We start from the raw sequence: 13,017 nt of genomic DNA, 5'->3' as shown, positions 1-13,017 counted from the left end.
ACCGAAGGTCATTCGGTCCTGGCAGGACGGCGATGGCTCAAGGCCCCGGCCAGCCAGGTGAGCAGGTCCGCAGTCACTTCATCGCGGTTGCTCTCATTGAACAGTTCGTGCCGGGCCTGGGGGTAGATCTTCAGTTCCAGACCCTGGCTGCCGGCGCGGCGTAGCGCCTCGGCCAAAGAGGTGAGACGCTTGCCCTCACTCACCGGATCACATTCACCGCCGATCACCAGCAACGGCAGGCCCGGATCGATCTGGGCGAGATTGGACGCTTTGCTGATCTGCTGCAAGCCGCCCAGCATGTCGATCCACAGCTGATTGCTGCAGCGAAAGCCGCAGAGCGGGTCGCGGACGTACTGGTCGACTTCGTCGGGATCGCGGCTGAGCCAGTCGAACGCGGTGCGATTGGGCTTGAACGCCTTGTTGAATGAACCGAACGACAACCACTCCAGCAACGCACTACGCCCGGTAGGGCCCTGGCGCCAGCGTTCGAAACGGGCGATCAGGCGCGCTGCGCGGTACAGCGCCACCGGCTGGAAATTCGAACCGCTGAGGACCGCGCCATGCAGGCTGGCGCTGTGGTGCAGCAGGTACGCCTGGGCGATGTAGCTGCCCATGCTGTGGCCCAGCAGCACTATGGGCACGCCTGGATGCTGTTGGCCGATGTGCTGGTTGAGGCTGGCCAGGTCACCCACCACTTTGCACCAGCCGTCGGCGTCGGCGTAGTGCCCCAGGACCCCGTTGGTGGCGGTCTGGCCGTGTCCGCGCTGGTCCAGGGCATACACGCCGTACCCCTGGTTACACAATTGTTCGGCCAGGCGTGCGTAGCGTGCGCTATGTTCCGCCATTCCATGGGACACCAGGATCACCGCCTTGAGCGTACCTTCCGGCAACCATTGGTTGACGAACAGTTGGCTGTGGTCGTTCGCGGTCAACCAGAACGTATCGTGGATCATGGCGATTCCTTTGCGCGGGGTCGCTGCATTGTATAGCGCAACAACCCGGGGACGGGTAATGCGCAAAGCCCGCGGCAGCAAGATTCACGCGATCAATGACGCCGGTGCTGATATTTGCCTGATTCACCATAACTGCTAGTGTCCCAGAAGCTCCGCTCAGGCGGCCCGGATTGGCTCAGGTATAGAGGACAATAATAATGCAAGCTGATTTCTGGAATGATAAACGCCCGGCCGGCGTACCCATCGATATCGACCTGGGTGCCTACAAGTCGGTGATCGAGGTGTTCGAACGTTCCTGCAAGAAATTCGCTGATCGTCCCGCGTTCAGCAACATGGGCGTGACCCTGACCTACGCTGACCTCGAACGCTACAGCGCGGCGTTCGCCGGCTTCCTGCAAAGCCAGACTGACTTGGTGCCCGGCGATCGCATCGCGGTGCAGATGCCCAACGTCCTGCATTACCCGATTGCCGTGTTTGGTGCCATGCGCGCCGGCCTGATCGTGGTCAACACCAACCCGCTGTACACCGCGCGCGAGATGCGCCACCAGTTCAAGGACTCCGGTGCCCGGGCGCTGGTGTACCTGAACATGTTCGGGCAGAAAGTCCAGGAAGTGCTGCCCGACACCGAGATCCAGTACCTGATCGAAGCGAAGATGGGTGACCTGATGCCTACCGCCAAGGGCTGGCTGGTCAATACCCTGGTGGACAAGGTCAAGAAGATGGTCCCGGCTTACAATCTGCCCCAGGCGATCTCCTTCAAAAGTGCCTTGCGCATGGGCCGTGGGCAGAGCATCAAGCCACTTCAGGTCGGTCTCGATGACGTCGCCGTGCTGCAATACACCGGCGGCACCACGGGTCTGGCCAAGGGCGCGATGCTGACCCACGGTAACCTGGTCGCCAACATGCAGCAGGCCCGTGCCTGCCTGGGCCAGTTCGGTCGCGACGGACAACCGCTGTTGCGCGAAGGCCAGGAAGTGATGATCGCGCCGCTGCCGCTGTACCACATCTATGCCTTCACGGCGAACTGCATGTGCATGATGGTGACTGGCAACCATAACGTGCTGATCACCAACCCTAGGGACATCGCCGGCTTTATCAAGGAACTGAAGAACTGGCGCTTCTCGGCCTTGCTTGGGCTCAACACCCTGTTCGTCGCGTTGATGGATCACCCGGACTTCAAGACCCTGGACTTCTCCAGCCTGAAGCTGACCAACTCCGGCGGCACGGCACTGGTCAAGGCCACCGCCGAGCGCTGGGAAAAGCTCACCGGTTGCCGGATTACTGAAGGCTACGGCCTGACCGAGACGTCGCCGGTGGCCTGCACCAACCCCTATGGCGACCTGTCGCGCATCGGCACCGTGGGCATGCCGGTACCGGGCACCACGCTGAAGGTGATCAACGACGATGGTGTCGAGCAAGCCATGGGCGAGCGCGGCGAGTTGTGCATCAAGGGCCCGCAGATCATGAAGGGCTACTGGCAGAAACCCGAGGCCACCGAGGAGGTGCTGGATGCCGAGGGTTGGTTCAAGTCGGGTGACATTGCGGTGATCGATCCGGATGGTTTTGTGCGCATCGTCGATCGCAAGAAAGACATGATCATCGTCTCGGGTTTCAACGTGTACCCCAACGAGATCGAAGACGTGGTCATGGCCCACCCCAACGTTGCCAATTGCGCGGTAATCGGTGTGCCGGACGAGCGTTCCGGGGAAGCGGTGAAGCTGTTCGTGGTGGCGCGTGAAGCCGGGGTCAGCCTGGAAGAGCTCAAGGCCTACTGCAAAGAGAACTTCACCGCCTACAAGGTGCCCAAGCACATCGTGCTGCGAGATTCGTTGCCGATGACCCCCGTGGGCAAGATCCTGCGGCGGGAGTTGCGCGATATCGCGTAATGAATTGTTAGCGATGCAGCAGCAAGAAGGGGCGCTCGAGTTGGAGCGCCCCTTTTTTTGTCCCAGTAAAAGCGCGCGAAGCCCTGTAGAACGGGGCTTTCACGGCATATAGAATTTTTACTCTAAAAATGACCATTGATTGGTCTTGAGTCATTATCGTGACCGTAGAGCCTTCGTTTGGCTCTAGTAGGCCCTTGGCAAAGCTGCTACTCTCGGCGCGCTTTGTGACTTCTCGGCCTTGAGTAAAAGCCAGATTCACCAAAAAACACACACCAATAATAATCGCATCAAATGCGGTGAAGAATTCGCGTTGCTGAGGAGTGGGCTTCCATGATCGAAGACTTTTGGAAGGATAAGTACCCAGCTGGGATTGCTGCCGACATCAATCCAGACGAGTATCCGAATATTCAGGCAGTGTTGAAGCAATCCTGCCAACGCTTCGCCAACAAACCGGCTTTTAGCAACCTCGGCAAGACACTCACCTACGGTGAGCTGTACGAACTGTCCGGGGCATTTGCCGCTTATCTGCAACAGCATACCGATTTGCAGCCCGGTGATCGAATCGCCGTACAGTTGCCTAACCTGTTGCAATACCCGATCGCCGTGTTTGGTGCCATCCGCGCCGGCTTGATCGTGGTCAACACCAACCCGCTGTACACCGCGCGGGAAATGGAACACCAGTTCAACGATTCCGGGGCCAAGGCCCTGGTCTGCCTGGCGAACATGGCGCACCTGGCCGAGGCCGTGGTACCCAAGACCGGCGTCAAGCATGTGATCGTCACCGAAGTGGCGGACCTGCTGCCGCCACTCAAGCGCCTGTTGATCAACAGCGTGATCAAGTACGTGAAGAAGATGGTGCCGGCGTTCAACCTGCCCAAGGCCATCAAGTTCAATGACGTGCTGAGCAAAGGCCAGGGGCAACCCGTGACCGAGGCCAACCCGGCCAGCAGCGACGTCGCCGTACTGCAATACACCGGCGGCACCACCGGCGTGGCCAAGGGCGCAATGCTGACCCACCGCAACCTGGTGGCGAACATGTTGCAGTGCAAGGCGTTGATGGGCTCGAACCTGCACGAAGGCTGCGAGATCCTGATTACCCCGCTGCCGCTGTACCACATCTATGCCTTCACCTTTCATTGCATGGCAATGATGCTGATCGGCAACCACAATATCCTGATCAGCAACCCGCGCGACCTGCCGGCGATGGTCAAGGAACTGTCGAAGTGGAAGTTCAGCGGGTTTGTCGGCTTGAACACTTTGTTTGTCGCGCTGTGCAACAACGAAGCCTTCCGCAAGCTGGACTTCTCGGCGCTCAAGGTCACCCTGTCCGGTGGCATGGCCTTGCAACTGGCCGCCGCCGAACGCTGGAAAGAAGTCACCGGCTGCCCGATCTGCGAAGGCTACGGCATGACCGAGACCAGCCCGGTGGCCACGGTCAACCCGATCCAGAACATCCAGATCGGTACCATCGGGATTCCGGTTCCTTCGACGTTGTGCAAGGTCATCAACGACGAGGGCGTCGAGCAGCCGCTGGGCGAAATCGGCGAGCTTTGCGTGAAGGGGCCGCAGGTGATGAAGGGCTACTGGCAGCGCCAGGACGCCACCGATGAAATGCTCGACAGCGAAGGCTGGTTGAAGACCGGTGACATCGCGCTGATCCAGCCGGATGGCTACATGCGCATTGTCGATCGCAAGAAAGACATGATTCTGGTCTCCGGTTTCAACGTCTATCCGAATGAACTGGAAGACGTGCTGGCGACTCTGCCAGGCGTACTGCAGTGCGCAGCCATCGGCGTGCCGGACGACAAGTCGGGCGAGGCGATCAAGATTTTCATCGTTGCCAAACCTGGCGTGACCCTGACCAAGGAACAGGTGATGACGCACATGCGTGCCAACGTCACGGGTTACAAGGTGCCCAAGGCTGTCGAGTTCCGCGATGCGCTGCCGACCACCAACGTCGGCAAGATCCTGCGTCGCGAGCTGCGGGACGAAGAGCTGAAGAAGCTCGGCTTGAAGAAGGTCAGCGCCTGACCCATAAAAAACCCCGCCGATGCGGGGTTTTTTGTGGGTGGAACGTTACTGCTGGAACTGCGCGAAATTCACATTGGTGCCGGCCGGACGCATGTCCTGCAGGTACGAGTCCTTGTCGGCACTCAGTTCCAGGCTCAGGGCAGCCTTGCGCTTGCCTTCGTTGCGCACTACCAGGCCTTCGAGTTTTTCCCGCAGGAACACGGTTGGCACTTTCAAGTGCAGCAACTGGTCGGTGTCCGGGGTGTGCATCAGCAGGTGAATCCACTCGTACTGACCCACGGCCAGGCGGGCCACCGGGATATCGAACCACCAGATGTTGCGGTTGCGGTTCAGTTCAGTGAAGTGGCAGTTGTTGACGCCAAGCACGGCACCACCCAGTTCCTGGTTTCTGCGGGCAATGGCCTGCTTTTTATCGAGTTTCATAACGTTCCTACGGGATTGGACGTTCAGCGCCAAGGCCTGAATACGTTGCGCATTCTCCCGGCAAAGCCCAAAAACATAAAGCCCAACCTGCATCTGGCGATGAAATGACGCGGTGAAAATAAATGAAACTCCGCCTGACGCCCGCCGGTCAACCTCTACGTAACGACACTGACCTTTGAATGTTCACAGGAGCAAGACCATGAGCAGCACTGGCGATAAAGCGAAAGGTTTGGCCAACGAAGCGATCGGCAACATCAAGCAGGGTGTCGGTAAAGCCACCGATAATCCCAAGCTGCAGACCGAAGGCAAGATCCAGGAAAAGAAAGGTGAGGCCCAGCAAGCGCTCGGCGACGCCAAGGACGCGGTGAAGAAAACAGTCGACAAGGCCTGATAGCCGCAAGGCAGGGCGACGGCCATCCGCGGGTGGCCGTTTTTTTGTCGACTATGGTTAAGCAACGCGTGGAAATTGTTTCAAGGTCGCCAAACAGGTTACCTTGTTGTAGAAAACGGCCCCTGAGTCGCCCCCGACTACAACCTGATTGCGGCGAAAGGAGACGCTATGATTTTCCCGGATTTGAAAGGCTTGCCCCTGCATCGCGTGATGATGCGCACGGTCACCGAGTTCGTCGACGACGAAATGTCGACCTATGCCTCGGCGCTGGCCTATCAGATGCTGTTCTCGCTGTTTCCTTTCATCCTGTTCCTGATCGCCCTGATCGGGTTCCTGCACTTGCCGGACTTCTTCTCCTGGCTGCGCCTGCAATCGGAATTGGTGTTGCCGCCCCAGGCCCTGGAGCAAGTGAACCCGGTGATTGACCAGTTGCAGCAATCCAAAGGCGGGTTGCTCTCGGTGGGTATCGTCATCGCCCTGTGGACCGCCTCGGCCGGTGTGCGGCTGATGATGAGCGCGATGAATGCCGCCTACGACGTGGTCGAAGGACGGCCGATCTGGAAGCGCTTCCCGCTGTCGATTTTCTACACCGTCGGTATCGCCGGCATGCTGCTGGTGGCCGCGGCCTTGATGGTGCTTGGCCCGCAGGTGATGGAATGGATCGCATCGCAGATTGGCATGCAGGAATTCATCGTCACGGTCTGGACCATTCTGCGTTGGCCGGTGATCGTGATTCTGCTGATGATCGCGGTGGCCTTGATCTACTACGTGATGCCCGACGTGAAGCAGGAGTTCCGCTTCATCACCCCAGGTTCGGTGCTGGCGGTGGTGGTGTGGATCATCGCTTCCCTGGGCTTTGGTTTCTACGTGAAAACCTTCGCCAACTACAACGCCATGTATGGCAGTATCGGCGCGATCATCGTGCTGTTGCTGTACTTCTATATCTCCGCTGCAGTGCTGTTGCTGGGGGCGGAGATGAATGCGGTGATCGAACACATGTCGAGCGAAGGCAAGGACCCTGGCGAAAAGGTCCCGGGCGACCACGACCATGCACATAAACACCACGTTTCGGGACTGGGACGGGACCACTCGCTCAAACCGACCACTGACGAAGCCTGACCATGATCCGTGAAATTCTCAAAATGGGCGATCCGCGCCTGCTGCGTATTGCCCCGCCGGTTCCGGCGCAGATGTTCGACAGCCCTGAGTTGTGGCAGTTGATCGACGACATGTTCCAGACCATGGAAAGCGTCGGCGGGGTCGGCCTGGCCGCGCCGCAGATTGGCGTCGACCTGCAACTGGTGATCTTCGGCTTTGAACACAGCGAGCGATACCCCGACGCGGAAGCCGTGCCGCAGACCATCCTGATCAACCCGCTGATCACCCCGCTGGAGCCCACCCTGGAGGAGGGCTTCGAAGGTTGCCTGTCAGTGCCCGGGTTACGGGGTGCGGTGCAGCGCTACCAGCACATTCGTTATGAGGGCGTCGATCCCAAGGGCGAGCCGATCGTGCGTATGGCCTCGGGGTTTCATGCCCGCGTGGTGCAACACGAATGTGATCACCTGATTGGCCGTCTGTACCCGTCGCGGATCAGCGACTTTGCCAAGTTCGGCTTTACCGAGGTGATGTTCCCCGAACTCGACCCAGCGGCGGACGACTGATCACGATCAGCTACGCCCCATGGCAATCATCGGCTTGCTGCGGCTGTAGCGCAGCAGGCGCTCGGCCAACGCATAGGGCAGTTGCGGGCTGGCGCTGAAGCCGTTGCCCTGATAGAACTCACGCAGGTCCGGGTGGCACAACAGCCACACCGGCTGGGTGACCGTTGCCAGCGCCTCGGCCATCAAGGCCGCTGCCACGCCCTGGCCGCGACAGGCCGGAGCAACCAGCAGGCCCGTCAGCCACAACCCTTCGGCCATGGGTCGCAAGCACAGGCCGGCGACTATCTCATCACGTTTACCGACCCACAATTGTGCATCCCGTACCGCTTTCATCGATGACTGATGACGGCGGTAGAACTTGTTCATCAAGGGCCACAGCGCGTCATCTAGCTGTGTGTACTGGGTGTGGGGCATGAAAGAGGCCATCGGTGCGCAAAGCCGTGGATTATAAAAGAACGGGCGCTCTGCGATAGGTGTATACCTGAACTCACATCCTGTATGAGTGGAGTAAGTATCATGGCCAAAGGCATGGATTCAAAAAAAGCCGCGAAGAAAAAACCGGCAAAAAGCGCCGATGAAAAACGCGCAGACAAGAAAGCCAAGAAGGTCGGCATATTCGGCCACTAATCAGACCCGTCTCGACGGAGCCCGGCAAGCGGGCTCCGTATTCAGTTCCAAGCCAATAACCCCTCGCTGCCAGATTTTCCTGCGCTGATGTACTGACGTCGGGCGGGTGCTGAACCGATTTTGTCCTCGATGGTGGCTTATTAGTGGCCTTGCATCCATGCCGAGCCTGTCTATGCTCAGCACTGATCTTCCTGATCAGGATGTCCGGGGCCAGAACGTTGCCCCCACGGACTCTCCGATTACCCATCATTTATCACCTTATCTGTCCTTGCGCTGGAGGAAGGCGTGTACCTGTTCCATGGAACGTTGTGGTGGATCCGTTGAAAGACCGAAGTACTTTCATCAATCAAAAGACCGCGCTTAGGGTGATATGACCATGTTTAACCTACATCACAAGTCTGACCTGCTCGAAATCCAACGCTTCAGTTGTGCTTTGAGCGAGGCCAACGCCAAGCTGGCGGCGGTCAGTCGCTCGATGGCGATGATCGAGTTCGACCCTGCCGGGGTGATCCTCGATGCCAATGAAAACTTCTGCAAGGCAATGGGTTACTCCCTCGAAGAAATACGCGGCAAGCACCATCGGATCTTTTGCGAGGGCGATTACGCCAAGAGCGAGGAATACCAACGCTTCTGGCGTGAACTGGAGCGTGGCGAACCCAACAGCGGGACGTTCCAGCGCCTGGACAGGCAAGGGCGGGAGGTTTGGCTCGAAGCCAGCTACATGCCGGTGATCGGTGCCGACCGGCAGGTGCACAGCGTGATCAAGGTGGCCACGGACATCACCGCCCGAATCATCAAGGAGCATGAGAACCAGGCACTGGTGAATGCCTTGGGCCGGGCGATGGCGGTGATCGAGTTCTCCCCCGACGGCAAAGTCATCAGTGCTAACGATAACTTCCTGCAGACCATGCATTACTCCGCGGGCGAAGTGATGGGCCAGCACCACAGCCTGTTCTGTCACCGTGCGGAAAGCGAGTCGTCGGCCTACAAGGCATTCTGGGCCTCGCTCAACCGTGGCGAATATCACTCACACCGCTTCGAGCGGGTCGACAAGTTCGGGCGCATCGTGTTTCTGGAAGCCTCCTACAACCCGATCTTCGACGCCAAGGGCCGACTGTACAAGGTGGTCAAGTTTGCCAGCGACATCACCCAGCAGGTGACCACCCTGCAATCTGCTGCTGAAGCCGCGCATTCGACCTCGGTGCAAAACGACGCCTGTGCCCAGAAGGGCTCGCAGGTGGTGCAGCAGACGGTGCAGATCATCGAGCAGATCTCCCAGGACCTGAACGAGGCTGCGCTGAGCATCGATGCGGTCAGCAAACAGTCAGACATCATCGGCACCATCGTGCAGACCATTCGCGGCATCGCCGACCAGACCAATCTGCTAGCCCTCAACGCCGCTATCGAAGCCGCGCGGGCCGGGGAGCATGGACGCGGATTTGCCGTGGTGGCCGACGAAGTGCGCAGCCTGGCGGCGCGCACCAGCAAGGCGACCCTGGAAATTGTCGACGTGGTGCGCAAGAACCACGACCTCTCGTTGAGTGCGGTGTCGAGCATGCAATCGAGCTTGAGCCGTACCGGGTTGGGGGTGGAGTTGGCCAACGAGGCCGGCGAGGTAATCCTGGAGATCCAGCAGGGGTCACGGCATGTGGTGGATGCCATCAGCCAGTTCAATGAGACCCTGCAGTTGCACTGACGGGTGAGGGGGGCGAAGGCTGCGCAAGTGTTCGCCAGCCTTGTCCGCGCCTCTGGCTTCAGGCTGGGTCGGGCAGTGCCGAGGTTGGCAAACCAAAGGTGCGGTCGAACAGCCAGTTGAAGGCAAAGGTGTAGCAGGGGATGAAGATGATCAGCGCCAGGTCCAGCAGGAAGGCCTGCACCAGGCTGATGTGCATCCACCAGGCAATCAACGGGATCAGGAATACGATCAACGTCAGTTGAAAACCGACGGCATGGGCGATCCGCCGTCTGACGGTGCGGGTACGTGATACCTGGCGGCTTTCCCAGCGCTCGAACAGCGAGGTGTAGATGAAATTCCAGCTCACCGCGATGCTGGTGATGATCACCGCCAGCGGCCCGGTGCTGCCTGGCGAAGTGCCGGACAGCAAGGCCAGGCCGAGGGCGGAGAAGGTCATGCCGATCACCTCGTAGAGTGAAACGTAGACCAGTTTGCGTTTGACGCCTTGCATGGATTTGCCTCTTTTTCAGTGCTTGATGGCCAGTGGGGCTGGCGCAGGCGGCGAAAGATAGCTTCAATGCAGATGACAGAAAAAGTCAGTAGCTTTCAGTTTTATTGATAGGTTGATTTAGTGAACTTCAACAGCGACAGCATCGAACTGTTTCTCGCCGTGATTGAGCGCGGCTCTTTTTCCGCGGCCGCCCGGGCCTTGGGCAAGGTCCCTTCGGCGGTGAGCATGGGCATTGCCAATCTGGAGGCAGAGCTCGGTTATCCATTGTTCGACCGCAGCCACCGCGAACCCCAACCCACCGCCATGGCCAATTCGCTGGTGCCCCACGCACGGCTGATTGCCGGGCAGCTCAAGCAATTGCAGGTGCACGCGGTGCAGTTGTCGCTGGGGCTGGAAAGCAAGCTGTCGATTGGCGTGGTCGCGGACATCGATCGGCGCCGCTTGCTGGCGGCGATCAAGGTGCTTGCCGAGCGCCATCCGTTGCTCGACATCGAAGTGCTGACGGCGCCGCAGGATGACGTGCTGGCGATGCTGCACAGTGGGCGCGTCAGCCTGTGCCTGGCGTTTGCCGGGCTGAGCATGAATGTGCTGGAGCGCTTTCAATTCGTCGGCAGCGAACGCATGATCGCCACGCTGGCGGCGGACAGTCCGTTGCTGCAGGGACAGGATCTGTTTCTCGAGGACCTGGTGCACGTGCGGCAGATTTTCGTCGCCAGCCGCGATCTGCCGATCAGCGAGACCCGGCCGCTGGTGGCCGAATCCTGCTGGCGCACCGACAACCTGGAAACGGCACTGGAGATGGTCGAGGCGGGGTTGGGCTGGGGCAATTTCCCGCTGTCGGTGGTGCAGGCACGCCTGGATTCAGGGCGCTTGAAACGGCTGAACTTCCGCAATATCGAAAACGGCCTGGTGCTGCCGGTGCATGCGGTATGGCTCAAGAGCCAGCCGCTGCAAAAGGGCGCATTGGCCCTGGTCGATCTGCTCGGCCAGACGGTGTAGGCGCCAGTCTCAGCTGCTTTCGCGAATCTTCAGCTCAAACCCCATGTCTTCCACCGGCCGCGCCACCTTGTTGCCCGCCATCAACGTCAGCATCTGTTCCGCCGCGCGCCGGCCAATGGCTTCGCGGGGGGTATAGATGCTGCTCAGGCGCGGCACCATGTGCTCGGACATCGGCAAGTCGTTGAAACCGAGAATCGCCACCTGCTGGGGAATCTGGATGCCATGGCGCAGGGCCTCAAGCAATGCGCCCTGGGCCAGGTCGTCGTTGCCGAAAAAGATCCCGTCGACATCCGGCTGGGCCGCCAGCAGTTGCAGGAACAACTCGCCGCCCAGGCCCACGGAAGACGCGCGCGGGGTCAGTACTTCCAGGTCCGGGTCGTAGCGACCGGCCTTCTGCAAGGCCCGGCGGAACCCTTCACCGCGCAGCAAGGTGCGCTGATCCAGCTGCGCGCCGATGTACGCCAGGCGCTTGCGGCCGCGGGACAACAAGTGCTCGGCCGCCGTTTCGCCGGCGCTGAGTTGGGAAAAACCGACGCAGTTCACCCCGGCAGCGTGGTCCAGTTCCATCATGTACACGCAGGGGATGTTGCTGGCCTCGATCATCCGTCGCGAACTTTCGGTGCGATCAAAACCGGTCAGCAGTAAACCGCGTGGCTGATAGGCCATGTAGTTGCGCAGCAGGTTTTCTTCTTCGTCACGGGAGTAGTGGAAGTTGCCGATCAGCACTTCGAAGCCTTTGGGCCGCAGTACCTGGTGAATGGCTTCCAGGGTTTCGATGAACAGCAGGTTCGACAGTGAGGGCACCAGCACCACCACCGAATGGCTCTGGGCCGAGGCCAGCGCACGCGCGGCCGGGTTGACCACATAATTGAGTTCGAGGGCGGCCTGCTGGACCTTTTCCACCAGTTCGGTGGCCACCGTACTGACCCCACGCAGGGCGCGGGAAGCGGTGATCGGGCTGACCCCCGCCAGGCGAGCAACTTCATTGAGGGTAGGGCGGCCAGTGGTGCGGGGATTTTTATCGTTTTTAGTGGAGGTCATCGGGCGGCTTGCCAAACAAAATTCAAGGCACTAAGGTAGCGCTGTCTCGATGCGTCTGCAAATGAATGAGCGGGGGTTGCCTGATCCCTACAATTTGGCGTTGAGCAAGAACGTGCTGCAACCCATAAAAATGACAAGAAGACGTCGACGATGGCTGCGTTTGCACTAGAGTCTCAATGAGCAAAGGTAGCGCTGTCTTCGCGCTGAGGTGTTACATGAGTCAACCAATCTCCGCCCTGGTCATCATGGGCGTGGCCGGCTGCGGCAAGTCCAGCGTCAGCGAGGCCTTGTGCCAGCTCAGCGGCGCGACCGGCATCGAAGGCGATAGCTTTCACCCTGCGGCCAACATCGAAAAGATGAGTGCCGGTATTCCCCTGAACGACGACGACCGTGCCGGCTGGCTCGACAGCCTGTGCGCCGAATTGCGTCGCGTCGACGCCACGGGCCAGCGCCCGGTGCTGACCTGTTCGGCGCTCAAGCTCAGCTATCGCGAGCGCTTGCGTAGCGCCTTGCCGGGCCTGGGCTTCGTGTTCCTGGAACTGACCCGGGAAGTGGCCGCGGATCGGGTGTCCCACCGTCCGGGCCACTTCATGCCGTCGACCCTGATCGACAGCCAGTTCGCCACGCTCGAGTCCCCGGTCGGCGAAGCGCTGACCCTGGCGCTGGATGCTTCGACCCACAGCGTCGAGCAATTGGCCGCGCAAGCCCACCATTGGTGGCTTGGGCATGGCCTGAAGCTCGCCGTATGAGTTTTGTTTTTAAAGGTAGCGCTGTCCTGATGGCTTTCGAATTACCCGCTTTAATAACAACAACAACCAG

At 59.7% G+C, this 13,017-nt stretch carries 13 protein-coding genes and 1 pseudogene; 9 read left to right on the top strand and 5 right to left on the bottom strand.

Features of this window, described 5'->3' with window-relative positions; all coding sequences use genetic code 11:
- Positions 1 to 8: 8 nt before the first annotated feature.
- Positions 9 to 953, bottom strand: coding sequence for an alpha/beta hydrolase (locus CKW24_RS19590; RefSeq protein ID WP_095169810.1), 945 nt, complete (start codon positions 951 to 953; stop codon positions 9 to 11).
- 197 nt (positions 954 to 1,150) lie between these two features.
- On the opposite strand from CKW24_RS19590, the gene fadD2 reads away from it, so the two are divergent.
- Together fadD2 and fadD1 are read left to right on the top strand one after the other, a co-directional pair.
- The gene (gene fadD2 / locus CKW24_RS19585; protein ID WP_095169809.1) at positions 1,151 to 2,839 is read left to right on the top strand and encodes a long-chain-fatty-acid--CoA ligase FadD2; all 1,689 of its coding nucleotides are present in this window, start codon (positions 1,151 to 1,153) and stop codon (positions 2,837 to 2,839) included.
- A 330-nt stretch (positions 2,840 to 3,169) separates the two neighbouring features.
- Complete coding sequence (fadD1, locus tag CKW24_RS19580; RefSeq protein WP_095169808.1) at positions 3,170 to 4,870, top strand: long-chain-fatty-acid--CoA ligase FadD1; 1,701 nt, start codon at positions 3,170 to 3,172, stop codon at positions 4,868 to 4,870.
- A 45-nt stretch (positions 4,871 to 4,915) separates the two neighbouring features.
- On the opposite strand, the gene CKW24_RS19575 is transcribed toward fadD1, so the two are convergent.
- Positions 4,916 to 5,293, bottom strand: coding sequence for a hypothetical protein (locus CKW24_RS19575; protein ID WP_095169807.1), 378 nt, complete (start codon positions 5,291 to 5,293; stop codon positions 4,916 to 4,918).
- 199 nt (positions 5,294 to 5,492) lie between these two features.
- Here CKW24_RS19575 and CKW24_RS19570 point away from each other — a divergent pair, with 199 nt between their 5' ends.
- The 3 genes from CKW24_RS19570 (at position 5,493) to def (ending at position 7,345) form a co-directional block, all read left to right on the top strand.
- Positions 5,493 to 5,684, top strand: a complete 192-nt coding sequence (locus tag CKW24_RS19570; RefSeq protein WP_095169806.1) for a CsbD family protein — start codon at positions 5,493 to 5,495, stop codon at positions 5,682 to 5,684.
- 168 nt (positions 5,685 to 5,852) lie between these two features.
- Positions 5,853 to 6,803: a YihY/virulence factor BrkB family protein gene (locus tag CKW24_RS19565; RefSeq protein ID WP_095169805.1), complete on the top strand. Its 951-nt coding sequence runs from the start codon at positions 5,853 to 5,855 to the stop codon at positions 6,801 to 6,803.
- Between the two features lie 2 nt (positions 6,804 to 6,805).
- Complete coding sequence (gene def, locus CKW24_RS19560; protein WP_095169804.1) at positions 6,806 to 7,345, top strand: peptide deformylase; 540 nt, start codon at positions 6,806 to 6,808, stop codon at positions 7,343 to 7,345.
- A gap of 6 nt (positions 7,346 to 7,351) precedes the next feature.
- Here the strand turns inward: def and CKW24_RS19555 are convergent, their stop codons facing one another.
- Positions 7,352 to 7,759, bottom strand: coding sequence for a GNAT family N-acetyltransferase (locus CKW24_RS19555; RefSeq protein ID WP_095169849.1), 408 nt, complete (start codon positions 7,757 to 7,759; stop codon positions 7,352 to 7,354).
- A gap of 583 nt (positions 7,760 to 8,342) precedes the next feature.
- Here CKW24_RS19555 and CKW24_RS28705 point away from each other — a divergent pair.
- Together CKW24_RS28705 and CKW24_RS28700 are read left to right on the top strand one after the other, a co-directional pair.
- Positions 8,343 to 9,125 (top strand): annotated as a pseudogene (locus tag CKW24_RS28705) (PAS domain-containing protein); the annotation flags it as partial.
- A 3-nt stretch (positions 9,126 to 9,128) separates the two neighbouring features.
- A complete protein-coding gene (locus CKW24_RS28700) occupies positions 9,129 to 9,668 on the top strand; it encodes a methyl-accepting chemotaxis protein (protein ID WP_371917601.1) in 540 nt (179 codons plus the stop codon).
- Positions 9,669 to 9,726: 58 nt separating this feature from the next.
- Here the strand turns inward: CKW24_RS28700 and CKW24_RS19545 are convergent, their stop codons facing one another.
- The gene (locus CKW24_RS19545) at positions 9,727 to 10,158 is read right to left on the bottom strand and encodes a PACE efflux transporter (protein ID WP_095169803.1); all 432 of its coding nucleotides are present in this window, start codon (positions 10,156 to 10,158) and stop codon (positions 9,727 to 9,729) included.
- A 120-nt stretch (positions 10,159 to 10,278) separates the two neighbouring features.
- Between CKW24_RS19545 and CKW24_RS19540 the strand changes: the two genes are divergently transcribed.
- Entirely contained in the window at positions 10,279 to 11,157 is an 879-nt protein-coding gene (locus tag CKW24_RS19540) for a LysR family transcriptional regulator (protein WP_095169802.1), read from the top strand.
- Positions 11,158 to 11,166: 9 nt separating this feature from the next.
- Here the strand turns inward: CKW24_RS19540 and CKW24_RS19535 are convergent, their stop codons facing one another.
- The gene (locus tag CKW24_RS19535; protein ID WP_095169801.1) at positions 11,167 to 12,198 is read right to left on the bottom strand and encodes a LacI family DNA-binding transcriptional regulator; all 1,032 of its coding nucleotides are present in this window, start codon (positions 12,196 to 12,198) and stop codon (positions 11,167 to 11,169) included.
- Positions 12,199 to 12,413: 215 nt separating this feature from the next.
- Between CKW24_RS19535 and CKW24_RS19530 the strand changes: the two genes are divergently transcribed.
- Positions 12,414 to 12,947, top strand: a complete 534-nt coding sequence (locus CKW24_RS19530) for a gluconokinase (RefSeq protein WP_095169800.1) — start codon at positions 12,414 to 12,416, stop codon at positions 12,945 to 12,947.
- Positions 12,948 to 13,017: the final 70 nt, after the last annotated feature.

Origin of the sequence: Pseudomonas sp. Irchel 3H3 (assembly GCF_900187635.1) — a bacterium.
In the GTDB taxonomy this organism is placed as follows: domain Bacteria; phylum Pseudomonadota; class Gammaproteobacteria; order Pseudomonadales; family Pseudomonadaceae; genus Aquipseudomonas.
Note: the sequence above shows the minus strand (reverse complement) of the source record. Positions and strands in the feature narration are given on the sequence as shown.